Consider the following 25,573-nt stretch of genomic DNA (forward strand, 5'->3'; position numbering starts at 1 on the left):
CAGGCTGCTACACCTTAGACTGCCCGCTACACCTTAAACTGACCCTCTACACCTTAAACTGGCCAACTAGGGTATCCAGGTTGCGCCCCTCGTTGGCCAGTCCCTGACTGGTATCCGAGGCGCTGTTACTGGCCTGTAGCAGCTCGTTGACGATCTCCTGAATCGCAAACACGTTGCGGTTGATCTCCTCGGTCACCGAACTCTGCTCTGTGGCTGCCGTGGCGATCTGGGTACTCATGTCGTTAATCGAGGTCACCGCCGAGGTCACCGCCCCCAGGCTATCTGAGATCGCCCGCGACGAGGTCACCGAGCGATGACAGCTCTGCTGGCTCGACTCCATGCTGCTCACCGCCAGCGACACCAGATTATGCAGCTCAGACAGCATCTCGTTGATCTCTAAGGTACTGGCCTGTGTCCGGCTGGCGAGGCTGCGCACCTCATCGGCTACCACGGCAAAGCCGCGACCCTGCTCACCGGCGCGGGCGGCCTCGATAGCGGCGTTGAGGGCAAGCAGGTTGGTCTGCTCGGCGATGCCACCTATCACACTCAACACGCTGTTGATCTTCTGTGACTGCTCGTTGAGGGAGTTGATATGTCCGGCCGCCATATCGATCTCCGCCATCAGGGTCGAGACCTCATGCAGCGAGCTGTCGACGCACTCCTGAGCGTTACCCACATCCTGGGTGGCCGCCTGAGTTGCCTCGGCCACCTGAGTAGTGCTCATGGCCACCTCGGAGGCGGTCGCCGACATCTCGGTGATCGCCGTGACCACCTGATCCGTCTCGTTGTTGTGGCTGATCAGCTGCTGCGCCATGGCGGCGGTCTGGGAGGAGATATTATCCGCGCCGCTCTTCACCTCGACGGTGGCCCTGGCCACATCCTTGATGATCCCCTGCAGCTTATCAACAAACTGGTTGAAGGCGCGGCCCAGCATGGCGATCTCATCACTGCCCTGCACGTCCAGGCGCTTGGTCAGATCCCCCTCACCCTTGGCGATATCTTCGAGGTTCTGCACCATGTTGTGAATGGGGTTAACCATGCGTTGGGCGGCCACCAGCATCACCACGGCGGTGATCGCCACCAGCACCAATGCAAAGAGCATGATCATCATCGCCTTGTCATTCATGTGCTTGGTCATCACCTCACGATAGCTCTCCACCTGGGCGTCGATATCGTCGGTGTAGGCACCTGTGCCCAAGATCCAATCTTTACCCGGCACGGTTGCGGCATAGCCTATCTTAGGCACCAGGCCCGTGACCCCAGGTTTGGAGTAGTCATAATTGAAGAAGCCATCGCCGCTTCTGGCGGCATCAATCAGGCCGACAACTATCTTCTTGCCGTTAGGGTCTGTCATGCCGATCTGCGCCGTGCCCTCCAGCGCGGGCTTGACCGCGTGGAAACGGTTGAAGCCGTCAAAATCATAAATGAAGAAGTAACCGGCGGTGCCGAAGCGCACGTTACGCAGCGCCTTGTTCACATCGCCCGCCGTCCCCAGGGAGAGCTGATGCTCGACGATATCCAGGGCGATATCGACCTGATCCTTGAGCTGCGCCTTACGCTCGCTATAGAGGCTCGCCTTGAAGGTCGACATATTCTCTTCGAGGGAGTTAGATTCCAGGTTATAGGTGATTGAAACTAAAAAGATAAAACTCAAAATCAGGGGCAGGAGAGCAAATACCAACAGCTTATTTTTCATTCTTAATTGCCACATGTTCCACTCCAACAGGGTTTATTACATTTGTAAGTAAAATATAGCTAAAAAGTACCAGTGTCAGTGCTTAATGCTAGATAAATTGTAGTAGATCAATAATCTTAGCCAACTTGCCCGAAATTTCCGCCTAACATAAAAAAAGCCAGCATTCCATCCCTGGAATACTGGCAATCACTTCAGTAATTGGTTTGTGCTAACAGATAGTGCTAACAAATAGTACTTAGGTGTCACTCCGACGGCTAAGCACAAATTTTACACACTCACTTTCCGGCTTAGTATGAGGCGGCTTAGTATCAGGCGGCTCAATAGCAAACCGCCTGACACCTTGACCTGATTAGCGCGCTAGCTTGCGGCGCAGGCCGGCAAACATCAGCAGCATCAGGGCCGCGAAACCGAGCGCGCCACCATCGTCTTTCTCTTCGACTTCAGGTTTGGTTTCTGGCTCAGGCTGTGGCTCGACGCCATCAGACTCAACGGTCAGCATGAAGCTGGTCGATGCCGCATCGCTTGGGTTTTCCACATCACTCACGGTAACCGTGACTTCCACTTCGCCGTAGAAGTTGGCTTCCGGCGTGATGGTGATTTCGCTACCTGAGGTATGGCCATCGACCACAGCGGTAATGTGCTCACCGGTAACGGTGATCTGGTTAACGCTGTTTTGCTCATCGGCGTACATCACGGCGATGCCTTCCAGGCTAGTGTTCTCTTCCACACTCTGGTCGGCGATGGCGCCCAGGGTGATGTTAGAGGCAACACTGACTGTGTGACTCATGCTGATGTCGGCCATGCCTTCGACCTGGCTCACGGCGTTAACCGTCAGGTCTTGACCAGCAGCGCTGTCTTTCACGCGAGTCCAGGCTGTAACCTCGAACTGCGAAGACTCAGGGCCCACGTAGTCGTAACAGATCACCAGACCGTCAGATAATTTCTTATCCAGCTCGCCGTAGCTAAACTGCTCACCCAGGTAGGCATTCAGTGGACCATAGGAATAGACACCGCCCTTGAAGCCTTGGATACCGATAGAACCACGACCGTCTTGGCTACCGAAGTCCAGATTGTCATAGGCCATCATCATCTCGTACTCGCCGTCACCGTGACGGGTATTGACGTTGAAGATCAGCTCGAAATCGAATCTGTCATCCAGCTCTTGCCACTGATAGACGCGGTTTGCATCGCGACCCGCAGGCAGGTATGTACGTGCGTTATCGTATTCCAGGATACCCCAACCGGTTTGCGTGCTGGCGATAGAGATGCCCGAACGCTCGCTGAAGTTGTTGACCAGTGGCGCCGACAAGATAGCCTTAGGTGCACTTGGATCCAGTACCTCGAAGCCACGCCACAACATGCCGATCGTCTCATACGGGAAGCTGTTATACGGGAAGATGTCATGGTATGGGAAGAAGAAAGGCTGACCTTCCCATAGCGACACGATGCCGTGCGCATGAATATCCAGGGCATTTTGCTTACCGACATTGAGCGCTTCATTGTTGTTATACAGATGGAAGCTGTCATAACGACCACCGAAGATCACATCGACTGGCAGTACGATACCGTTGCGGCTCAGGATGTTGTTGTCCTTACCATTAACGGCGCGGCCGTTGGCGTCGTATTCCACCGGCGCGAAGCCACTGAAGATCGGATAGATACGGAACTCTTCGAGGTCAACATAACCACCTGGATTCTTGTTACCAAAGTCTGGCGTACGACACATGGCGTCTTCCAGGTTAGTGGTGACATTGTAGCTAGGCGTCTGGTCGACGGTATTAGGTTGAACACCGCTGATGGTCAGCTTACCTTCTTCCAGGCTGATGTCTGTCACTATCGCCTTAGATGAGGTCAATACATCTTCCACATTCAGGCTCAGGCCTGCCGGGATGTCGGCACTAATGGTGAAGGCACGATCCGCGCCGCTGTCATTAGGCTGCACCTCGAAGGTGAAAGGCACCTGCTCACCCAGATGGGCACCGGTTTGCGGTACATCCAGATGCACATCATCGATACCACGCTCAAGCTTGAAGGCGACCTTGCCTATGTTGCCGGCGTTGATCTCTGAGGTACCAAAGTCAATCAGTGAGTAGTAAACATCGCCCTCAACCATCTCAGGCAGGTTCCAGTTCACCTGAATATCCACCGGATCCTGACCATTGCTGGCAGGCACGTCCACGCTCATGTCTGAGGCAACATTGTCGGTCACAACGGTTGTCGCGAACTGGAAGGTCTCTTCCATGAAGTCGTGGTAGTTGTTCTGCGCCGAGCCCTTTCTTGGGTTGTAGAAAATTGCCCAGTATTGGCCCTCTTCCGGCTGGTTGATGTTACAGAAGTTGTCGTACTGGATGTGGTTAGAGACACACAATAGCTCTTCGAACGGATCCGCCTTGCCATTGCCGTTGTAGTCCTTACCCACGTACACCAGCAGGTTACCTTTCTCTAAGGTACCTTCCAAGCCACTCTCTGTGGTGCCGAAAGATTCGACCATCAGACGACGAGCATTAGCCGGCACCTGAATCATCTCCACATGGGTCGCCTCATCTAAGCGCTCTTCCATCGGCACGCTCTGATCGGCATTGCTGCTCCAAGGGAAGCTAGCATCGTTATCCTTCGGCAGCGTGATGGTTTTCACATCCGCCTTCACAGGCGCGAAGATGCGACCTTGGATATTGTCGCCTTCCGGCAGGCTGATCCCCTTGATGATCGCATTGCCATCATTGCGGTGAGCCGTTGCCGCCAGACGTCCTGGCATGCCGTTCTTGTCATACTTGAACACCACTGGCCAGTGCGCCTCAGACGCCGCGCCGCTGGTTTCGGTGAAGATCAGGTTAGAGTGCAGCTCAACTTCCGCGTTGCTGAACCAATCCTGGGTATCCATGATCGATGCCTCGACCACGATATCCATGGTTTCACCCGCTTCCAGGGTGAACTCGCTCGGAGTCACCTTGATAGACACACCATTTTGCGCCATCTGTGAACGAGAATCGAAGGCCCAGTTCATCACGTCGTCATGGGTCACGCTCCAGCTACCGGCGGTTGTCGCCTTGATGGTACGGATCCACTGACACTGTGGCTTACACTCGAAGTTCACCAGCTGAGGAATATTCAGCTTGTGCACCGCGCCGCCATTTTGCGGATCGGCAGCCTTAAAGTTTTCAACCGTTTCATCCATGATGAAACCGGCCTTGGCGGCGTTAGCCACGTTGATACGACCCGTACCGGCACGGTAGGTAGACGCTAGTGCCACATCACCGTTCTCGTCGTTGAGTCTGTGATATTGCACCTTGTTCTCCGCCGTCATCGCCAGCGCAGATTGGATCTCGGTAGCGCTCCAGCTCGGCTTGGCCTGCTTGAGCAGCGCCATGGCACCGGCAACGTGTGGCGAGGCCATAGAAGTACCGCTTAGGAAGGCGAAATCACCGGATGCGCCACCAGAGACGAATGGATGCTCATCGGCAAAGGCGGCGTAGATGTTAACGCCAGGGGCCGCAACCGCAGGGATAAGGGCTTCTGGGGTCGATGGGCTAGGACCGCGTGACGAGAAGGCCGCCAACCAGTCTGCGCGCTCTGGATCCAGGTCGCGATCGATTGTGGTTTCAGAGATGGTTAGCACATGGTTGCTACCCTTGGCCAGCCAGTCGCTCAGGCCGTAACCTGACATGCCGTTGTCCCAGCGACCATCCCACTCCTGCTTGGTGATATGTATGCTTGGCACAGAATAGGCTGCCGTCGCCACAATACTGTCGGCATTGGCGTAGTTGTACATGATCATGCCATCGGCGCCGCCAGCCAGGATGTTGTTGGCCTTGGCGCTACGGGCGATACCGTTAGGATCGTTCAGATCGTTACGCTTACACACCACGATCACATCGGTCGGGTTGCCATCGGCGTCGGTCAGATCGAAGGTGCCAGCCGGGAACGGCTCACCGCAGTACTCGTCGCCATAGTCGCTGGCCTTAACCACCATACCCGTCACCGAGCTGGTGTTTACCGCGCCGCCGACGATCTCGCTCCAACGTGGTGCTTCATCGCCACCCATAGGATCGACCAGCTTGGTCTCAACCAAGATCTCACGAGAGTGGGTACTCGCCGCCACGTTCATTAGCCAAGGCGAGGCATGATCGATAGCGCCGAAGTATTCCTTGTAGCCTGCTGGCTGACCCGAGTTACCCGCCGCAGCCGCAACTGAGATGCCGGCTTCGCGAGCCGACAGGAAGGCTAGCTCGACGTCGTCGCTCCATGGGTGAGAATCCTGGCCACCGATAGAGAAGTTAATCACGTCGACGCCGTCGCTGATGGCATCTTCGATACCGGCGATCAGGGCTTCACCCGGACAGCCTGGGTTGAGTTCGTTCGATGGGTGACATACCTGGTAAGAGATGATGTTGGCGTGAGGCGCCACACCGCTCATGCGCGGGAAGAGTGCCTCTTTGACTACGCTACCATCGTTAACCGCGCCTGGCGCCGGATTGACGAAATCCACATCCAGCAGCACGTTACCCGCGGCGGTCGAGGCCACGTGAGAGCCATGGCCCTGGTAGTCTTCACCCACGGCTGGGCGGGTATCGCCATATTCACCGCTGGTGAAAAAATCTGTGATCACTGGGTATGAGCGCACACCGATAAGCTTGTCGTTACACATGCCCTCGAAGCCCTCTTTGAGACAGTCACCCACGTACTGGCCCGCCCCCCAAGGGTTTTGATGGTCATAGCCATCGTCGCCCACATCGGCAAAAGATCTGTGGTCTGTGTTCACCCCGGTATCGATAATACCGACGATCACATTCTCCCCCTTGTAGGGAACCGAATCTGTCACAGTACCTGTCCAGATCTTGTCGGCGCCGATCAGCTCTGGGCCGACATCGGACAGCAGGTCATAGGTCTTAGAGCGACGAACAGAGGCGACACTTGCCATCTGAGAAACACGCTGCGCCTCCTCCTGGGTCATGGTCATAGAGAAACCGTTGACCGCATTGGTAAACTGCTGGCGCACAGGGCGATCGCCCAGGGTAGCCGACAGCTCAGAGATGACTGCCTGCTGCTTGCTTAGCAGTTGGTCGCGGTACTGTTTGATCTCGCGGTTAACCGGCTGACCGGCCACAAACAACTTAGCCTCACCAGGCTTAGCCTTGACAGCACTACGCTCGGCACCGCCTTGAGCCAGCAGACTAGCGCCCGCCTGAGCCAAGGGCTTCTGATAGAGCCTGACGATGTAGACGTGCTCACCAGTCAGTCCCTCTTCGGCAACGAACTTCTGGTTCTGATGGCTGATCTGAACGTTCAGGCCATCGTTTTGCAACAGGTTAACCTCTTGCGTGCTACCGGCATTGAGTTTTTTCGCCTGCTCGGCGGTGATCTTCAGCGGCTCGAGTCTTTCGACCTTACCCGGCTGTATCGCCGCATGGGCCATACCGGCACTGTAGAGTGCGGCTGCCACGGCTGTTACTAATGTTTTCACCTTCATGGAACTTCCACCTTTTTTGTAGTTATGCCCTGATGAAGCTTGTTGTTTGCATACTTATTCACCAGCGGACTAACATATAATCATGATGGCTTAACTAAGGTGGATAGCTTTGGTGTAGCATTTTGTAGTTTTGTTAAAAAACAAACATTTGGTTAACACTCGGTGTTTTTTGAAGATGCCAGGTCAGACCAGAGTTATCCAAAAAACTTCAAATACAAACAAAATCATTTAAAAACAACCAAATAAAACATCACCACCGAAAATCGCTCGAAACAAAGCATGATAACAAAGCCGCTACAAAAGTAAGGCGACGCACAGCACAACCGATAGGCAAGTGTGAAGCATCACCTTCTTATCCCCATGCTTGCCACATAGCAAAATGATGTTATGCTCTGGCGGCGTTAAGAGGTTGAAGCATGATTATCCATTCAATAGACACGAGTCGCTCAGCGGACTCACCATGAGTGAAAAAATCGACCGGATGACTCTGATTTCGAGCACTGATGTCGATCAAGGATGCCAGCAAAGCGAAAGCGCAGATTTGCCAAGCTTAAAATTGCCAAGCTGAAATTTGGCAAGCGGCAGCTCTTGGGGATTCGATATGAGCTAACCCAAAGCCTCTACTCGAAAAATTTCTCCAAGGCATGTAGCATTTTGTACACTTATATATATTTTTACAGACTTTTAACCTGAGATGGTTTTAGATGCTAATTTCAGTTTCAGGATGTGGATGAAGGCCATGAAGTACCTCTTGTCCGGTCTTATTTTCCTCACGGTTTTTTTCCTGTACGAGGCTAGGGCCGAAGAGCAGATAGATGACATTACCACGGGCGAATTTCACTTCACCCTCGCCTTAGGCTATGGCGGAATCGAGAACCCCAGGGCCAAGTCAGACGATATCACCACCTACGCTCTGCCTAGCTGGTCCTACTATGACGACCGCTTCTATGTGGAAAATTTCACTCTGGGTTACAGCCTGTATGAGTCCGATAGCCTGCTGGTCGATCTACAGACCCGCCTGAACGAAGATGGCTTCTTCTTCGAACTCGACGGCTGGAACAAGGTCTTCCTGAGCGACATCCTCGGCTTTAAACCCAACAAGCAGCCGATATTCGGCCCGGCGATCCCCGAGGTGCCGATCGAACGCAACATCTCCTATCTCGGCGGACTGAGCACCACCTGGCTCACCCCCTACAGCGATTTCACCCTGGGCTATTTTCACGACATCAGCGGCGTCCACCAGGGCAACGAGATCCATCTTAAGGCCAAGAAGAGCATGGCATTTTCCTGGGGGGCCCTAGGGTTCGAGGTGGGCGCGATCCGCAAGAGCAGCCAGCTGATCAGCTACTACTACCATTTCACCGAGGAGGAGTTGGGCCGCAGCCGGGTGCAGCAACCTCAGTCGGCGGCCATCAACTACCACACCAGCGGCGTCGTCAATGTGCCCCTGTGGCAAGACATTAATTTTGTAGCCATTATCACCTACACTTGGTTAGGAGACGAGATCACTAAGAACCTCATGATAGAGAAGGATGGATACCTGTCTGGGTTCATCGGAGTCAGCTATGCCTTCTAATGCCATCAAGCTGATACAGTGCATGTTACTGCTGGCCCTGGCCACCAGCTTCTACAGCCAGGCCAACAGCACTCAGGTCAATTTTAAGCCCAAGACCTGTGCAGTACTCGAGGCCGGCACGCCCTGTCAAATGACGCTCAAGATCAGCTATAAACTCGAGGCATTGGAACAAACCTGTATCTGGATAGCCCTTAAGGAGGCTCCTGAGCAGTGCTTCGATCGCCTTAGCGTGGATCACCTGCTGGAGCTGACGCTCACCAAGGATACCCAGGTACTGATCAAAGATCTCAACAATAAGGTGCTCGATGAGGTGACCATACAGATCGCCACCTATCAGCCCGTTAACACTCGCAAACGACGAGGACTCAACTGGAACCTGTTATGAGCAAACCTAAGATTCTCCTGATTGAAGACGATCTGGATTTGGCGGAGCTCACCCTGCTCTACCTGACACAGCAAGGCTTCGACCTGACCCACAGCGAATCGGCCCAGGCGGTGGCTAATTTGCCCACCGATCTAAGGTTCGATCTCATCATCTGCGACATCATGCTACCCGACAGCGACGGCTTCAGCCTGTTCGCCGAGCTACAGGCGCGCTACCAATGCGTGATCATCTTCATGACCGCCCTCGACGGCCAGCAGGAACAGATAAAGGGCTTAGAGCTGGGCGCCAGCGACTATATCGTCAAGCCGGTCAATCCCGAACTCTTGGTGGCTCGCATCAAGGCCAACCTGAGAAAGCTCCCCAGCGAGGCGCCGCCACAGAGCGTCACTCTGCACGATTTCACCATAGATCATACCCATCAACAGCTGACCATAGGCGACCGCCCACAGAAGGTGACGACCCAGGAATTCGACCTGCTATGGATCTTCGCCCAGCACCCGGGCAAGGTGCTCAGCCGCGAATACCTGTTCGAGCAGTATGTGGGCCGCCCCTACGACGGCCTCGATCGGGCAATCGATCTTAAGATCAGCCGCCTGAGAAAGAAGATAGACAGCTATCAGATAGACGGCCTCACCATCAAGACGGTGCATGGCCAGGGCTATCTGTTTAACTATCAGCCCCAGCTCTCGGACAAGGGATGAAGTTTCAATTCTACCGTCTCTATGCCCTGCTGATCTTAAGCAGCGCCCTGATCATCTGGTCTTTCAGCGAGATCCACGGCGCCATGCAGCACCAGGTGGAGTCCTACCAGATAGATGTCGACAGCGTGTTTCGCGGCCTGAGCGAAGAGGACAACAGCGTGCTGTTCCGCCAACTCTCCCGCGACGAACTGGCGCTGCCCCAGGACCTGGCCGATAAACTGGATGGCGGCGAAACCATCGCCCTCACCCTGAGCGGCGGCAAGACCTACTACTACCGCCAGGCCCCAGAGATTAGCGATTCAAACAACAAAGAGCCGGCCAAGGTGATCGCCTTCGGCCCTGTGCTGCGCAAGCCCACTCAGGCGGTGCCCACAGAGCTTATCATCTTCGCCCTATACGCCAGCCTGGGCTGTCTGGCGCTGCTGCTGATCTGGCCCCTGTTTCGGGATCTCTCCCAGCTGCAGGCATCCGCGGTGGAGTTCGGAGCCAATCCAAGAAAGATGGAGCAGACGATCAACAAGCGCTCGGCCATCTATCCCCTGGCCAAGGTATTCCATGAGGTAACTGTGCAGATCGTCGACTTCCTGCAGATGCACAAGGAGCTGTCGCGCACCATCTCCCACGAAGTCAGGACGCCTCTGGCGCGCATGCGCTTCGCGCTGCAGCTGAGCAAGGCGGAGCTGGATGAGAAATACTGGCAGCGACTCAACGCCGATATCGACGAGATAGAGCAGCTGGCCAACAACTACCTCTCCTTCGCCAAGCTGGAACACAGGGAGGCGCAGATAAAGAAAGAGGCCGTCAGCACCCAAGCCTTCCTCGACCAGTTAGAAGAGAAGTTTGCCCTCTACCAGGACAAGATAGGCATCACTTTTATTGCCGACGACAGGCTTGCGGTATTCGACGCCAGCTCAATGAGCATAGCCACCCAAAACCTGATCATGAACGCCTTGCGCTTCGCCAAGCAGAACATCCTGGTGCGTTTTATCTGCGAAGGCGATCTGTGTCAGATAACCGTTGAAGATGATGGCCCAGGTTTCGAAGGCAAGGGCAAACAGCTGCTGGCCGCTTTTGCAAGGGACAAGGAACAGTCCGACGGCTCAGGCTACGGCCTGGGGCTCTACATAGCACGCAAGATCGCCATCTGGCATCAGGGCCGATTAGAGGTGGCTAAGTCCGAAGAGCTAGGCGGTGCCAGCCTCACCCTGCTCTGGCGCAATCGGCCAGCAAAATAGACTCGGCTCGCCGCTCCGTTAAACTTGTCTCATCCTAAAAAAGCCCACCCAGCACGCCGAACAGCATCCCCGCCAGCGCGAAGCCTAGTAACAGCATGAGAATGCTGGGCCGATAACGCACTTGCCAGGCTAATCCTGTTAACACGAGCAGCGCATCGGGCCAGGCGAGGATGGCACTGGCTATCACAGGCGAGATAAGCGCCGCCAGCAGCAAGCCTACCACGGCGGCGTTGATTCCCATGATGGCGCCGCGAAATCTCGCCCGCCCCATCAGGCCATGCCAGCTGCGCAGCAAGGAGAGTTGCAGCAAGAATCCCGGGAGGAAGATGGCAAGCGTTGCCACCAGAGCCCCCAGCAGGGGCGACTCCAGCCATGACTCTGCGCCGAGAAAGGCCGCCAGGGTAAACATGGGGCCAGGCACCGCCTGAGCCAGGGCATAACCCGTCAGGAAACGTTCGCTGGTCAGCTGCTGGCCGACACTCGCCTCCAGCAGCGGCAGCACCACATGACCGCCACCGAACACCAGGGCACCCGCCTGATAAAACTGGGCAAACAACTGAAACAGGCTATGGCCAGTCCCTAGCCAGAAGAGCGACAGACCAAACAGCAGGATAAATAGCATAAGCGGCAGCATCTGCGGCCGTAAGCCGCCCTCTCCTCCCTTCGCACCTTGCTGCCCTGTATCCTGCTCAAGACCTTGAAGCGCCGATGGTGCCAGCCAGACGGCGCCGATGACAGCGACCAAGATCAACAGGCCTAGCTGGCTGGCCAGGGTGCCGACAAACAGGGTGAACGAGGCGCAGAGCATCATAATTAGCCGGGTGGCGCCGCGACGACAGAACTGATTGAACATACTCAGCACGGCATCCGTCACCACCACGACCGCCATCAGCTTGAGGCCGTGGATCAGTCCCTGAAACCAGCTGGTATCCAGCCAGCTCAGGCTAGCCACCGCCATGAGGTAGAGGAGCAGAAATGAGGGCAAGGTAAAGCCCAGGAAGGCAGCGAGCGCGCCGGAAAGTCCCGCCTTGTGATGGCCGATAGCGAAACCCACCTGGCTCGAGCCCGGCCCGGGGATCACCTGACTCATGGCGACGATGGCGCCAAAACGCTCGGCGTCCAGCCAGCCAAGTTCATCGACGAAGCGCCGCTTGAAATACCCGATATGCGCCGCCGGCCCGCCGAAGCTCATCAGCCCCAGGAGCAGAAACTGCTTAAATACCTCGCCCAAGTTGTCATCCTCCGTCAACGCGCGCCCGAGATTTGACCACGCCGCTTAAGCCAGCGTAGCCTTTTGAATAGCATGGCTATTTAAATTATGACAGACAGATGACAGCCTGATGACAGACTCAAAAAAGAGACTTGAGAGCTAACATTAGCAACTTGGCCGGTTACTCGCCGATGCGCTGCAGCATCACCAGCACCTCGAAATGATCTGTGTGGGGGAACATGTCAAACAACTGTACCTTGGTCACCCGGTAACCTGAGATGCAATGTAGATCTTTGGCCAGCGTCTTGGGATTACAGCTGGAGTAGAGAATCGCCTTAGGGGCAAACTCACTCAGGGAGTGGCACAGGGCCTCGCCGATACCGCGTCTGGGCGGGTTGACTATAATAAGCTCCGGCTTCTCTTGACCGCGGCTGTCGCTGGCGAAGCTGGTCGAGTCCAGCGCGGTGAAGCGCACCTTATCAAGCCCCAGCGTCTCGGCCGACATCTTGGCGCAGGCGATCGCCTCGGCCTCGATCTCTATGCCGGTGAGGGCCACATCCTTCGAGGCGCAGTGCAGGCCGAAACCGCCGACGCCGCAGAAGAGATCCCAAATGGATTTAGGCGCCAGCTCACGGATCCACTCCCGCGCGCTCAGGTAGAGTTTGGCCGCCACTTCGGGATGGGTCTGGAAGAAGCTCTTGGGACGAATGTAGAGGGGCACGCCATTAAATTCCTCCTCCAGCCGGGTCGCCTCGGTGAGGAAGATCTCCTCCTCTCCCTCCAAAATAGCCATATGTACGGGCTGCAGATTTACCGACACCACCTTGATCTCTGGGTGCTCGGCTAACAGCCTTGGCAGTTCACGTTCGATACGGGGAATGGCCTGCTCTGAGCGCAGCACGAAACGCAGCATATACTCGCCGCGTACTTGACTGCGGGTCAGCAGGATAAATTTAAGCTCGCCCTTGGCCTTATCGACCCTATAGGGCGGGATGCCGGCCTGGCGCACGAACGCCTCTAAACGATGCAGCAACTGCTGCATATCCTGAGGATAGAGGCTGCAATCACACAGGCTTACCGCCTCGCCGCTCGGGCTTACCAGCCCCAATATAGGTTGATGGGCGGCGCCCAGCACCACCATCTTGGCCTTGTTACGAAAACCGCTCTCTGGCCCCACCACGGGAGGAAGCCACTGCCCCACCGGCAGATCTTTCAGTAATGCCTCCAGGGTCGCCGTTTTCGCCGCCAGCTGATCACTCAGGGGCGTCTTGAGATGACGACAGGAAAGACACTGATTAGCATCGAAATAGGCACACTTCACGGATGGTTTGCTCGCAGCTTGGCTTAAAAAGGCGCCCTACTTTAGCCTTTTTGAGGAGAAAAATCACCTGTCGCCGAGGGTGACAGGCTTACCAATGATTCATCTACCACGGGCGTGAGGCGCAACTTATCGACATCGGCACGTATCGGCTTGGGCCCGCGGCGACTCTTGACCCAGGCCAACGCCTCCTTGGCCGTGTGCCTGAAGGTGGTCAGCTTGCCACCATAGACGGTAAGCAGGTTGGGATGAGTATCGCGCGACAGCATAATGGTATCCCTGGGCAGATCGAACGCCTCGCCGCCCTGCTTGGGCAGCACTCGCACGCCGCAGTATCGCCCTGTGATGCGCCCTTCGTGTGCGCCATCATTCTCACTCAGAGGGAAATAGTGGCGATAGATCCCCAGCAGATAGGCCTCCTCGGCCGGCGTCACACCCGCCGCGTCCACCGCATCGATTGGGGTCTCTGTGGTGCCTATCATTGTCTTACCCTGCCAGGGCATGACAAACACCACCCGCTTATCGAAGATAGACTCCAGGTAGAAGATGCCGCTGGGTGCTGGGATATCCAGCACAAGATGGCTCCCCTGCACCAGCTCTACCGGCGAAACCTCCACCTTAGGGATGACCCGCTCGAGAGTCTGATTGACCCAGGGCCCGGTGGCATTGATGACGCAGCGACTGCTGAGGCGCCGCGATTCACCCTTATGGCTAAAGCTGACGATGCAGGAGTCTGGCCTGTGCTCTATCTGCTCAAGGCTGATCTGGGTCAGCAGCTCGGCGCCTAACTGTCTGGCACTCTGGGCCACAGCGCGAGTCAATGCGCCATCGTCGGTCTGGGCGTCCCAGTAACGAAATACGGCGCGCAGCCCCTTGAGCTTGAGACCGGCCAGCTCACTCCAGCGACTGGCCGGCACAGACTGAAACTGGCCCAGGGGATCCAGCTCGCTGAGCAAGGCATACAAACTCAGCCCCGCCCGAATGGCCAGGGGACCACGCTGGCTGCCACGGTAGAGGGGAATGTAGAAAGGCACAGGCTTTACCAGCTCGGGCGCCAGTGTCAGCAGCGCCTTGCGCTCACTCAGGGATTGGCGCACCAAGCCGAGTTGGCCCGATTCTAAGTAACGCAGGCCGCCATGGATCAACTTACTGGAGTTCGACGAGGTCTTCTCGCCCAGATTATCCTTCTCAAGCAGCACCACAGAGTAGCCGGCGGCCTGGGCACACTGGGCGATACCCACCCCGGTTATTCCGCCACCAATCACCACTAAATCCACTGCTTGCATATCGCATCCTTTCGCCAAATAAACCTATCTATTCTCTCTCTGGCTCGCCGCATCCAGATAGCGGTAGGCCTTGTCACACAGGCGCTTGAGTTCAATAAACTCTTCGGGCTCGCCCCCAAGTTTGCAGCGCATCTGCATAGGGATCGACCGGGCCTGCTGCTGCAGCTCACGGCCTGCGTCGGTCAGCTGCAACACCCGCACCCGCTCGTCGGCTTCGCTGCGCCCGCGGGTCACCAGGCCTTTGCTTTCCAAGCGTTTTAGCAGAGGCGTCAGGGTGCCCGAGTCCAGGTGCAGCTGCTCACCCAGGGTCTTGACGCTGATCCCCGGCTCCTGCCACAGCACCAACATCGCCAGATATTGCGAATAGGTCAAGTCCAACGCCTCCAGCAGAGGGCGGTAGGCACGCACCATGGCATTGGCGGCGCTATAAAGCGAGAAGCAGACCTGGTTTTCGAGGGCCAGGGGATTAGGGTGAGAATCTTGGCTCGTGGATTGACTCATGAATTGGATCGCCATTATTAAATTGCACACAACTTTTACCAAGTTTACGCCATGCGCAGGCCAAAGTGAAAAATTATCAAAAAAATTTTTTACTGCATAGTTAGTCAATAATCTGTCATCTTTACAGAGACTTAATCAAATAATTAAGTAAAACCATCTAGATGCGGCTCGACTGAATCCTGACGCTAGGTTAAATACTCAAAAAGGCTGAAACTTCCGCCCCTTTCCACCAACAAAGATGGTTGCTTTTCGAGCGATAATCCCCTAAATTCCCCCCACTATTCAGCTCGATACACTAAAAAACACAATGGAGGTGTTCACTATGAAGCAATTGCTGCTAGTGATGTTGTCATTACTCTTTGCCGCCCAAGCCAGTGCCGCCTGCCCGCAAAACATCAGCTTTGGCGATATTCCTTTTGAGAAAAACAGCTCTTACTTTGATAGCCGATATGCCAAACAGTTGCAGGCGCTGATCGAGAAGACTCAAGCCGACAGCGGTTACCTGCTGCTGGAGTTCCCCCTCTATAAGGGCGAGACAGATAAGAAGATCAGAGACTATAACCTCTGGCTCGCCAACCGCCGCATCGAGCGGGTCAAGACCTTCCTGACCAAGGCCGACTACAACCAGCCTGTGGTCACTAAGCTACTGACGGCCAGCAAGGAAGATACCCGTACCCTGAGCCTTCACTGGTGCCAGCAGGGCGAGAGCGAAACCACCATCGCCAGCACGGTAGACCCAAGCCGTCACCAGTTAAAGTAAGCGCCTCAAGGGGTATGCTGTAGCCAATAGGCTGGAGCTAAGTAAGCCCTAGCTAAATAGGTGCTAGTCGGCAGGCCGCCTCCCTCAAAATTGGCGAGGCGGCAGCTTGACGATAGACAAAAATCCGCGCCAGTTAACACTTCCTGTACATTTCAAGATTTGCGTTGCAAATCTTAAACATAAACTTAGTCTCCCCCACCACCCGCAGTAAACTGTCCCTAGGGTCTGTTGATCTTTCCTGTTTGTTTTTGCAGCATTCTGTAGGCCATTTATACAAGACAGAGTCCGTGTAGTGTAGTTATTCTACATGAGCGGGCGATAACGCAGTAGAAATGGCCTACACAAGCTGCCCGAAGGGTTCATCTAAACGCGCCTTGCGCTGTGTTGCCTGCTATTTACATAGCATAACTATGCCGCACAGCATGCGCCTTGAGCAAAACGCGTTTAGATTGAACAAAAATTAAACCTGAAAAATAAACAGGCCCTAGAGGATTCACGCCTTTGTCATCGTCTTTTGGCAAGTCAGCCCCGGGGAGGGATTATGTTTAGAGCCCTGATGTTTTGTTTTCTGTTACTCTCGAGCGCACTACCCAGCTTCGCACAGGCCGAGGAACACACTGCGTCTCAGAATGCCACCTGGCATTATGTCGACGCCGACGGCCAGCTGAAGATTAAGCTCTATTTCTTCTGGTCTAAGACCTGTCCGCACTGCGCCGAGGCGCACCCCTTCATCGACAGTCTGCCGGAAAAGTATCCCTGGATAGAGCTGGAGTCACACATGGTGTCTCAGGCCGGGACTCAGGAGAAATGGCAGGCAATCGCCGAGCAGACCAAGGTTGCCGCTCGCTCCGTGCCCTATATCGCCGCCTGTGAACAGGCGACCGTGGGCTACAGCAGCGAAGCCGTGACGGGGCAATTTATTCTGCAGCAGCTCAAGGCCTGTTACCGCGCCCTGGGTGGTGTAGTAGCTGACGATGATCAGGCGGCCCAGACAGGCTCAGCAGCCTCAGAGGGCGAGCCACTGTTTGCCACCTGTAGCGCCAGTAGCGAGCCCGGTACCTGTGACCTGGGGCTGGAAGAAAGCGCACCTGCCGCGCCCGTCACTAAGGTACAACCCATAGAGCTGCCACTGATCGGCGTGGTGGCGCCAGAGCAACTCTCCTTGCCAGTGTTAACCGTGGTGCTCGCCGGGGTCGATGCCTTTAACCCCTGCGCCTTCTTCGTGCTGCTGTTTCTGCTCTCTATCATGGTAAATGCCAAGAGCCGCAGCCGCATGCTGATCGTCGGCGGCATCTTCGTCTTCTTCTCGGGCTTTATCTACTTCCTGTTTATGATCGCCTGGCTCAACATCTTCGAACTGTTGGGCGCGGGGAGCGATGGCGGCCTCATCATACTCGGGGCCGGCCTGATGGCCTTGGTCGCTGGTGCCATCAACATCAAGGAATACTTCTTCACCAAGGGCGAGGTCAGCCTCTCCATGTCGGCGGAAAACCGCACCGGGCTTATCAAGCGCATGGGTAAACTCACCAGCGCCAGTAGCATGGCGGCGATGATTGCCGGCACTGTGGTCTTGGCCATATTGGCCAACGCCTATGAGCTGCTGTGCACCGCAGGCTTCCCAATGATCTACACCAGCGTCTTGTCTATGCATGAGCTGCCGGCATTCGAGCGCTATCTCTACCTGGCCTTCTACAACATAGTCTATGTGATCCCGCTGGCGGCTATCGTGATCGCCTTCAGCGCCACCCTGGGTAAGCGCAAGCTCACCGAGAAAGAGGGACAGACACTGAAGCTGATGTCGGGGATCATGATGATAGGCCTGGGCGGCATGCTGGCCCTTGATCCGACCGCGCTGCAAAATGCCGGCCTGGCCATTGGCTTGATCTTCGCCTCCATCAGCCTGACCTTCATCATCAGCATGGGACGTAAGTTGATAGAGAGACGCGGCGCCACCAGTTAATTTGGCAAAGGCTAAAGTTTTCCAAAACGCTGCCGATAGCACTATAGTTAACCTAAGCGAATTTTTCGGTTAACTATAGTCACAAAGTAAGTAGGCTCTCACCCAGTTTAAGGCGGTAATCATGGCAATAACAGTTGGAACCAGTAATCTACAACCTAATCTAAGCAATGGAAGCGTTGGGGTTAAAGTTGCACAGCTCGCCAAAGAGCAGCAGCAGGCAGAGGGAGAGATTGCACTACAACTGATTGAAGCAGTTGACTCGGCGCCTAGCGCTGGGCCTGTGGGAAATAGTGGTCACAACATTAATACCACAGCTTAGATCAGAGCGAACTTCGCAAAGCCCTCATCATGAGGGCTTTTTTTATGGCCCTTATTTGTCGCTGTTTGATGTTGCCTCAGGCTCATCACTCCCCTTGCCTGCCTCAAGGCTTGCCGACATCAGACAAAGTTATTTGGCTAACGCGGTAAAAAATACTAAGCTGAGCCGACCTTGCTATATGCCCAGGCGAGCAAATCTGGCAAAACTGGTTACAGATAGCTAGTCACAAACAGTGGAAGATTAATTATGGAGGATAACAAGATGCGAGGAGCCGGCGGCAGTTCCGGAGGAATAGGCCTGTTTTTAGTGGGCTTGGTGATGATGTGTGGTGGTTTCTACCTGCTGCTAAATGCCATTTCCGTGACATCAAACTTTAGCCTAGGCTATCGACTCTACAACGTCGGTGGCATGGGGATCACCGGTGGCACCATACTGATCCCACTGATCTTCGGCATAGGCATCATCTTCTACAACGCCAGAAACCTGCTGGGTTGGCTCTTGACCCTAGGCTCACTCACGGCGCTTATTTTTGGTGTACTCTCCAGCGTCAGATTCAACCTCAGGACCATGAGCACCTTCGATCTCTTGGTCATACTGGTGCTGGCAATTGGCGGCCTGGGGCTGTTTTTACGCTCGCTCAAGGCCATAGACGCCAAATACAGCTAGCCTTTTATGGGCGCCTTCCAGAGGCGCCGTCAAGACTGGTAGGAACTGACGACCTTATCTTCGGCCGCCTCCCCCTTGGCCACCCCAGTACTGTATCTATCCCGCCCCTGGGCCTTACTCTGATAGAGGAGCTGATCGGCGCAGGCCAGCAGCTCATCCGCATCCAAGCCCGGCTGCCACAAACAGACCCCCTGAGAGACGGTGACATAGGCGCCGAGAGTAGAATCGGGATGGGGGATCTCGGCGTCCTTGAGCTCATAACGTATCTGCTCGGCAATATGGCGCGCCCCGTCGAGATCTGTATCGGGCAAAATGATGGCAAACTCCTCGCCGCCATAGCGCGCCGCCAGATCCCGAGGCCGGGAGGCCACACCATGCAGCACCTCACCCAGCCTTACCAGACAGCGATCGCCATCGCTATGGCCCAGGCTGTCGTTAAGGCGCTTGAAGAAATCCACGTCCAACAAGATCATGCTCAGAGGATCGCCGGTGCGCTCGGCGGCCTTGATCTCCAAGGCGAGCACCTCATCGAAATGACGCCTGTTACTCAGGTCAGTTAGACCATCTATCAGCGCCATACGCTTAAACTGCTGCAACAACTGCTGTTTCTCGGCGTCGCGCAAGATAGCCTTACGAAACCATTGCAGCAACACCTTCTGCCCGGTAATGATGATCACCAAGAGGCAGACAAACTTGGTCAGGGCAAAAATGGGATTTTCCGGGATCTCGATAAGCCGGGTCACCAGGCTAACCAATAGCAGAGGCACCACACTGACCAGTAGCCAGCGGCGCACCGGATAGAGAGAGATGGCGAAGGTGAATACCAGCACGTCGGTTACCGAATCGACGGTGGCAAGAGAGCCATATTCGCCCAACAGGTTATAGGAACTGGTGAGCCAGTAATGGCCCACCACAAAGTAGATCCAGGCAACTTCTAACACCAGTAGATAGGCCAACACCAGCCCCATGCGATGCTGCTCTGGCTGACGATAGAGGATCCCCGCCAGACCAAACAGGGCGATGCACAGGGTTGGCATTTGCAGCACCAGAAGATCCTGCAGCGTCAGAAGACTATTCTTCTGTAGCATGGACGCAAGGAAAATGGCGACAAGTAGGAACACAGAGAGATAGGCGGTCCATTTTACCGAGCGGCAAAGATAGATATGGGTTTCTTGGACTAGTAGTTCGTCAAAGCTTTTTGGCTTACTATTCATCGTGTCTGTGCCCGCCCTCTTCTGCTTTCGTCATAAGCTTAAGTAATTATAAAGACGAAAAAAAAAACAGCCAGCATAAAGCTGACTGTTTATTTTGTGGCATTTTGTACCTTTAGGCGGCTACCGCGTCTGCTGGCTCGCCGAGGCGGATCAGGTAATCGAATGCGCCCAGAGAGGCCGTTGCGCCGCTACCCATGGCGATGATGATCTGTTTAAAGGCTGAGTTGGTCACATCGCCTGCGGCAAATACGCCTGGCAATGAGGTCTGGCCTTTAGCATCGACGATGATCTCACCGCGATCACTAAGATCCACTGTGCCCTTGAGCCACTCGGCGTTAGGCACCAGACCTATCTGTACGAAGATACCCGCCAGGGCAACATGGTGCTGCTCGCCCGTGGCTCTGTCTGTGTAGTTCAGGCCTTGTACCCGTGTGCCATCGCCCACCACTTCTGTGGTCATCGCCTGGGTAATGATCTCTATGTTGCCCATGGAGGCTGCCTTACGCTGCAACACCTCGTCGGCGCGTAGCTTGCTGTCGAACTCCAGCACGGTAACATGCTCGACGATATTGGCCAGATCGATGGCCGCCTCTATGCCCGAGTTACCACCGCCAATCACGGCGACACGCTTGCCCTTAAACAGCGGGCCGTCACAGTGTGGGCAGTAGGCGACGCCTTTGCCGCGATATTCTTTCTCACCCGGCACATTCATCTCGCGCCAGCGAGCGCCCGTAGCCAGTAGTACCGTCTTGCTGCGCAGCAGTGCACCGCTTTCGGTCTGGATCTCAAACAGCTCGCCTGACTTAAGGCTCATGGCACGCTGGTTGTCCATGATGTCGACATCATAGTCGTGAACATGGGCTTCCAGGTTGGCCACCAGCTTAGGCCCTTCGGTCGCCTTGACCGAGATAAAGTTTTCGATGCCCACGGTTTCTGCCACCTGACCACCGAACTTGTCCGCCAGGATGCCGGTTCTCAGTCCCTTACGGGCCGCATAGATGGCCGCCGATGCGCCAGCCGGGCCACCGCCGACCACCAGCACGTCGAAAGCCTCTTTCTGGCTGAGCTTTTCCGCCTGACGGCTTGCCGCATTGACATCCAGCTTATTGAGGATCTCGACCACGCTGATACCACCGACAGAAAACGGTTCGCCGTTCAGGTAGACAGAGGGGACCGCCATGATATTGCGCTCGTTCACTTCATCTTGGAACAGGGCGCCATCTATCATGGTGTTTTGAATGTTAGGGTTGATCGCCGACATCATGTTGAGCGCCTGCACCACCTCGGGACAGGTCTGACAGCTCAAAGACACATAGGTCTCGAAGCGATACTCGCCGGGTAGGTCGCGGATCTGCTCGATCACCTCAGGTGCAAGCTTGATCGGATGGCCCCCTGTGTGCAGCAGGGCCAGCACCAGAGAGGTAAACTCGTGGCCCATTGGCAGGCCGGCAAAATGGATCTGACTGCCGGTATCGGCACTCTTCACAGTCATCGACGGGGTACGCTCACCCACGGATTCGGTCAATGACACTAATTGGGATAGCGCGGCAATATCGGTTGCCAGCGACAATAACTCTTTTGCTTTAGGACGCTCATCTGCCGATACGACAAGTTCAACTGGGCGCTTGAGGTTTTGCAGATAGGTAGTCAGCTGATTTTTCACATTCGCATCTAACATGATAACTCCTAGGAAAAAGTGGCCCCCAGAAGGGAGCCAAAAACATAGGGAAAAATTGCCGGCTCGCATGCAGGGGGAGGTGAACCGGCAATGAAAAAGAATGATGATTAAACTACTTTGGCTTTCGCCGGGTCGCCCGAGATGATGAGGCCCGGGCGACCTTGAGGAGGAAGATCTTAGATCTTACCAACTAGGTCCAGTGAAGGCGCTAGGGTCTCTTCACCTGGCTGCCATGCTGCCGGGCAAACTTCACCGTCGTGAGTCGCAACATACTGGGCCGCTTGGATCTTACGAACCAGCTCAGAGGCGCTACGACCAATACCCAGGTCGTGAATTTCGGCAACCTTGATCTGACCTTCAGGGTTGATCACGAAGGTACCGCGCAGTGCCAGACCTTCCTCTTCGATCATCACGCCGAAGTTGCGTGAGATAACACCCGTTGGGTCGCCGATCATTGGGTAGTTGATCTTGCCGATAGTGTCTGAGCTATCGTGCCACGCCTTGTGAGTGAAGTGAGTGTCGGTAGACACTGAGTAAACTTCAACACCCATAGACTGTAGCTTCTCGTAATGGTCAGCCATGTCACCCAGCTCTGTTGGGCAGACGAAGGTGAAGTCGGCTGGGTAGAAGAAAACCACAGACCACTTACCCAGTAGGTCTTGCTCAGTCACAGAGACAAAGTCGCCCTTGTGATATGCGGTGGCTGAGAAAGGCTTGATTTCGGTGTTGATGATAGATTGAGTCATTGCTTGCTCCAGTGCTCGTTATTAACAGTAAATTTGTGGGGTGAGGCGTTTGCCTTAACCCCGTGTTCTTTGTCGATGAAGAGATAATAACGAGACTGGAAAATTAAATATAACGGATAAAAGCTATCATGCTAATCGGTTTTTAAGATTATCATTGGCATGACGACATAAAACCGATTAAGGGGAGCGAGTCGGTCTCACTCCCAGGTTTCGAAGCGGGTCAGGCTGCGGCCCAATTGAAAATCCAGCTGCAGCGATAACTGCTGCGCCTCCGCCTTGAGCCCGCTGGCACTTATCTGCCGCGCCTGTTTACCGGCGAGCACCACCCAGTTGCCGCCACCTGTCAGGCAGGCGCGCACGTCGCTAAAGTGTTTCTGTAACAGGGCCAGCAGGGTGGCGTTACGACTATGCTCCTTCCAGCAATTAAGCACCAAATAACCTTCACTCTTGAGTAGCGCAGCGGCGTTAGCGATAAAGGTCTCGCTGAGCTGCTGCTCATCCACGCCGTCGCCATGGTAAATATCGGCGAAGATCACGTCGGCTTTCTTATGATCCGCATCTACCAGAAACGCATTGGCGTCCTGATGGATCAGGTTGAGCTTCTTACCCTGCGGCAACCAGAAATAACGCTTGGCCACCTCGATCACCGCCTCCCTCAGCTCGACCGCGGTAATATTGATCCCGCGGTCGAAATTACGCAGTGCATGAATGAGGCCGCCACCACCCAGGCCGAGTACGATGACGCGTTTAGGCTTGATAAACAGCAGCACCAGCAACATGGCCTGCAGATAGGTATGCATGGGCACATGCAGCGCCGACTTGAGCAGCTTGCTCTGCTCATCGTTATCCCCAAAGGAGAGCAGGCGAACCTCCTTATCTTCCATGACCAGCAGTGGGCCGTGGTCATCTTCGCCGGTATATAGGGTGGTATAATCTGACATCTGTCTCTCCGCAGGACGCCTCATCTTAGGTGCAGGTCTTCAAACGCAACAAAAGATAGGCGAAATAAAGGCGCTAGTATGCCGCAAAAGCCCCCAAAACGGCAAAGGCAATAGCAAAGGCAACAGTGCGCACAACAGCAGACAGCTCCCTTTCCTGAAACCTTTTACAGAGCCTTATACAAAACGTGAGGCTGGCGCGCGGGTTTAGTTCGTGAATTAAGCATAAGAGCTAAGCGACCTCCTCTGATGCCGAGCCCCTCCCTTCATTCGGCCCATCATTCTCGCGTTGCAATCGGACAAGCCTTGTAGTATTTGTTTGAAATCTTTGGCTCATTTGCAATTTACCATGACACAAACCCTACTCGTCAGCTGTCTCTACATAGGCATCTTCATCTTCGCCCAGCGTCTGCTCACCAACTGGATAGCCAAACTGGCCGAGTCCAAACAGGTCTCCTTTAAACGCACCAAGATGGTGACCCAATATATTACCTACCTGCTGTTTATCATCATCGCCTGTCTCTGGGTGATCTCACTCGGCATCGAATATCAGCAGGTGTCACTGTTTATCTCCTCGGTATTTGCCGTGCTCGGCGTGGCCTTGGTGGCCCAGTGGTCAATTTTGAGTAACATCACCGCCGGGATCTTGATCTTCTTCGTCTTCCCCTACCGTATTGGCGATCGCATCAAGATTATCGACAAGGATGAAGATGTCAGTGGCGTCATTGCCGAGATCAGCCTGTTTCACGTGTTGATCGAGCGTAGCGACGGCATCACCATCACCTACCCTAACAACCTGATGCTACAGAAAGGGGTTTTGAAACTGACTCAGGCGCACACTCAGGCCAAGCCCTTGAGCGAATCGCCCGAGAAAGACCATACTCAAGTACAAAGCGATTAACCGACAGGGGGCCGCGATGCTCACGACATTACTCTATGATCCGCAAAATAATTCGCTCACCCGGGGCGATGCGTCTCAGGTCGCCAGCTGGCAGCAGAGGGACGACACCATACTCTGGCTCAATATCGACGGTGAGATAGACGATGAGTTGAGCGAGTCGCTGCAGCAGGATTTCGGTCTGCACCCATTGGCGCTACAGGACGCCTCGCGGGATCGCCATCCTCCTAAGATAGAGGACTTCGACGACCATACCTTTATTCTGCTAAGGGGCTTGTCGGCCGATTCGGACTCCATCAACTGCGACAACATAGTGCTGGCGCTGTTTGTGGGGCCGCGTTTTATCGTGACCCGTCACAGCAAGCGTTCCCTCTCCATCGAACGCACCATGACCTCGCTTGAAGCGGGCGAGCTGTCGCTGCAAAACACAGGTGCCGTGGCGCTGAAGCTCAGCCGCTATGTGATCAAGCGTTATCATAAGATCCTGTTTGATCTCGAGAGCCGCCTGGAGGAGCTGGAAACCGTGATGCTCACCACGGCGGACGATAAAATTCTGGCCGAGGTGGTGCTCTACAAGACAGATCTCACCCGGCTGAGACGCAACTTTCACTACCATGTGGAGCTGTTCGACAGCCTGCGCAGCGAGCCCTCAGTGCCCTTCGACGACAGCCTCTATCATGAGATCAACGACGTGTGCGAGCATCAACACAGGGCGGCCAGTCTGGCGGACCTCTTCTATCAGGTCTCCAGCGATCTGATCGACGGCTACATCTCCATCAGCGCCCACAGGCTGAACAACATCATGAAGGTGCTGACCATCATCACCGCCATCTTCGTGCCGCTCACCTTTATCGCCGGTATCTATGGCATGAACTTCGAGTATATTCCCGAGCTGAAACATAAAGATGGCTACTTCATCGTTTGGGGGGTCATGCTCAGCATCACTGCGGTACTGATCTGGCTGTTCAGGCGCCGCAAATGGCTCTAACACCAAACCTCTCGAACAAAATATCTAGGCC

The 25,573-nt window shown here is 55.0% G+C and carries 20 protein-coding genes; 10 read left to right on the forward strand and 10 right to left on the reverse strand.

Going from position 1 to position 25,573, the window contains the following annotated elements; translation table 11 throughout:
• Window positions 1-46: 46 nt before the first annotated feature.
• Window positions 47-1,711 (reverse strand): methyl-accepting chemotaxis protein, encoded by a 1,665-nt coding sequence (locus K0H81_RS16030; RefSeq protein WP_220058967.1) that lies wholly within the window; start codon window positions 1,709-1,711, stop codon window positions 47-49.
• 334 nt (window positions 1,712-2,045) lie between these two features.
• Window positions 2,046-7,163 (reverse strand): S8 family serine peptidase, encoded by a 5,118-nt coding sequence (locus K0H81_RS20335; RefSeq protein WP_220058968.1) that lies wholly within the window; start codon window positions 7,161-7,163, stop codon window positions 2,046-2,048.
• 739 nt (window positions 7,164-7,902) lie between these two features.
• Here K0H81_RS20335 and K0H81_RS16040 point away from each other — a divergent pair.
• The 4 genes from K0H81_RS16040 to K0H81_RS16055 are packed head-to-tail and all read left to right on the forward strand — an operon-like array spanning window position 7,903 to window position 11,060.
• On the forward strand, window positions 7,903-8,739 hold the full coding sequence (locus K0H81_RS16040; protein WP_258406316.1) for a MipA/OmpV family protein: 837 nt from the start codon (window positions 7,903-7,905) through the stop codon (window positions 8,737-8,739).
• On the forward strand, window positions 8,729-9,124 hold the full coding sequence (locus tag K0H81_RS16045; RefSeq protein WP_220058970.1) for a DUF3019 domain-containing protein: 396 nt from the start codon (window positions 8,729-8,731) through the stop codon (window positions 9,122-9,124). Before K0H81_RS16040 ends, K0H81_RS16045 begins: the two co-directional genes overlap by 11 nt.
• Complete coding sequence (locus K0H81_RS16050; protein ID WP_220058971.1) at window positions 9,121-9,825, forward strand: response regulator transcription factor; 705 nt, start codon at window positions 9,121-9,123, stop codon at window positions 9,823-9,825. The genes K0H81_RS16045 and K0H81_RS16050 overlap by 4 nt, the downstream gene beginning before the upstream one ends.
• A complete protein-coding gene (locus K0H81_RS16055) occupies window positions 9,822-11,060 on the forward strand; it encodes an ATP-binding protein (RefSeq protein WP_220058972.1) in 1,239 nt (412 codons plus the stop codon). Before K0H81_RS16050 ends, K0H81_RS16055 begins: the two co-directional genes overlap by 4 nt.
• A gap of 34 nt (window positions 11,061-11,094) precedes the next feature.
• Here the strand turns inward: K0H81_RS16055 and chrA are convergent, their stop codons facing one another.
• The 4 genes from chrA to ohrR all read right to left on the reverse strand — a co-directional run bounded on the left by chrA (window position 11,095) and on the right by ohrR (window position 15,375).
• The gene (chrA, locus tag K0H81_RS16060) at window positions 11,095-12,291 is read right to left on the reverse strand and encodes a chromate efflux transporter (protein ID WP_220058973.1); all 1,197 of its coding nucleotides are present in this window, start codon (window positions 12,289-12,291) and stop codon (window positions 11,095-11,097) included.
• A 160-nt stretch (window positions 12,292-12,451) separates the two neighbouring features.
• Window positions 12,452-13,591, reverse strand: a complete 1,140-nt coding sequence (rlmC, locus tag K0H81_RS16065) for a 23S rRNA (uracil(747)-C(5))-methyltransferase RlmC (protein ID WP_220058974.1) — start codon at window positions 13,589-13,591, stop codon at window positions 12,452-12,454.
• 41 nt (window positions 13,592-13,632) lie between these two features.
• The gene (locus K0H81_RS16070) at window positions 13,633-14,874 is read right to left on the reverse strand and encodes a glycerol-3-phosphate dehydrogenase/oxidase (protein ID WP_220058975.1); all 1,242 of its coding nucleotides are present in this window, start codon (window positions 14,872-14,874) and stop codon (window positions 13,633-13,635) included.
• A gap of 24 nt (window positions 14,875-14,898) precedes the next feature.
• The gene (gene ohrR / locus K0H81_RS16075) at window positions 14,899-15,375 is read right to left on the reverse strand and encodes a transcriptional regulator OhrR (protein WP_258406317.1); all 477 of its coding nucleotides are present in this window, start codon (window positions 15,373-15,375) and stop codon (window positions 14,899-14,901) included.
• A gap of 322 nt (window positions 15,376-15,697) precedes the next feature.
• Between ohrR and K0H81_RS16080 the strand changes: the two genes are divergently transcribed.
• The 4 genes from K0H81_RS16080 to K0H81_RS16095 all read left to right on the forward strand — a co-directional run bounded on the left by K0H81_RS16080 (window position 15,698) and on the right by K0H81_RS16095 (window position 19,080).
• Complete coding sequence (locus K0H81_RS16080; RefSeq protein WP_220058977.1) at window positions 15,698-16,135, forward strand: OmpA family protein; 438 nt, start codon at window positions 15,698-15,700, stop codon at window positions 16,133-16,135.
• Between the two features lie 541 nt (window positions 16,136-16,676).
• Window positions 16,677-18,095: a cytochrome C biosynthesis protein gene (locus tag K0H81_RS16085; RefSeq protein ID WP_220058978.1), complete on the forward strand. Its 1,419-nt coding sequence runs from the start codon at window positions 16,677-16,679 to the stop codon at window positions 18,093-18,095.
• A 121-nt stretch (window positions 18,096-18,216) separates the two neighbouring features.
• Complete coding sequence (locus tag K0H81_RS16090; RefSeq protein ID WP_011864602.1) at window positions 18,217-18,414, forward strand: hypothetical protein; 198 nt, start codon at window positions 18,217-18,219, stop codon at window positions 18,412-18,414.
• A 261-nt stretch (window positions 18,415-18,675) separates the two neighbouring features.
• Window positions 18,676-19,080, forward strand: a complete 405-nt coding sequence (locus K0H81_RS16095) for a hypothetical protein (RefSeq protein ID WP_220058979.1) — start codon at window positions 18,676-18,678, stop codon at window positions 19,078-19,080.
• A gap of 29 nt (window positions 19,081-19,109) precedes the next feature.
• Here the strand turns inward: K0H81_RS16095 and K0H81_RS16100 are convergent, their stop codons facing one another.
• The 4 genes from K0H81_RS16100 to K0H81_RS16115 form a co-directional block, all read right to left on the reverse strand.
• Window positions 19,110-20,294: a GGDEF domain-containing protein gene (locus K0H81_RS16100; protein WP_144203967.1), complete on the reverse strand. Its 1,185-nt coding sequence runs from the start codon at window positions 20,292-20,294 to the stop codon at window positions 19,110-19,112.
• 112 nt (window positions 20,295-20,406) lie between these two features.
• Window positions 20,407-21,972: an alkyl hydroperoxide reductase subunit F gene (gene ahpF, locus K0H81_RS16105; RefSeq protein WP_220058980.1), complete on the reverse strand. Its 1,566-nt coding sequence runs from the start codon at window positions 21,970-21,972 to the stop codon at window positions 20,407-20,409.
• 176 nt (window positions 21,973-22,148) lie between these two features.
• Window positions 22,149-22,718 (reverse strand): alkyl hydroperoxide reductase subunit C, encoded by a 570-nt coding sequence (gene ahpC, locus K0H81_RS16110; RefSeq protein WP_011864598.1) that lies wholly within the window; start codon window positions 22,716-22,718, stop codon window positions 22,149-22,151.
• A gap of 197 nt (window positions 22,719-22,915) precedes the next feature.
• The gene (locus tag K0H81_RS16115) at window positions 22,916-23,659 is read right to left on the reverse strand and encodes a spermidine synthase (protein ID WP_220058981.1); all 744 of its coding nucleotides are present in this window, start codon (window positions 23,657-23,659) and stop codon (window positions 22,916-22,918) included.
• A gap of 346 nt (window positions 23,660-24,005) precedes the next feature.
• On the opposite strand from K0H81_RS16115, the gene K0H81_RS16120 reads away from it, so the two are divergent.
• Both K0H81_RS16120 and corA read left to right on the forward strand, forming a co-directional pair.
• Window positions 24,006-24,557, forward strand: coding sequence for a mechanosensitive ion channel domain-containing protein (locus tag K0H81_RS16120; RefSeq protein ID WP_220058982.1), 552 nt, complete (start codon window positions 24,006-24,008; stop codon window positions 24,555-24,557).
• A gap of 16 nt (window positions 24,558-24,573) precedes the next feature.
• A complete protein-coding gene (gene corA / locus K0H81_RS16125) occupies window positions 24,574-25,542 on the forward strand; it encodes a magnesium/cobalt transporter CorA (protein WP_220058983.1) in 969 nt (322 codons plus the stop codon).
• The last annotated feature ends 31 nt before the right edge of the window (window positions 25,543-25,573 follow it).

Source organism: Shewanella halotolerans, assembly GCF_019457535.1.
Lineage (GTDB): Bacteria > Pseudomonadota > Gammaproteobacteria > Enterobacterales > Shewanellaceae > Shewanella > Shewanella halotolerans.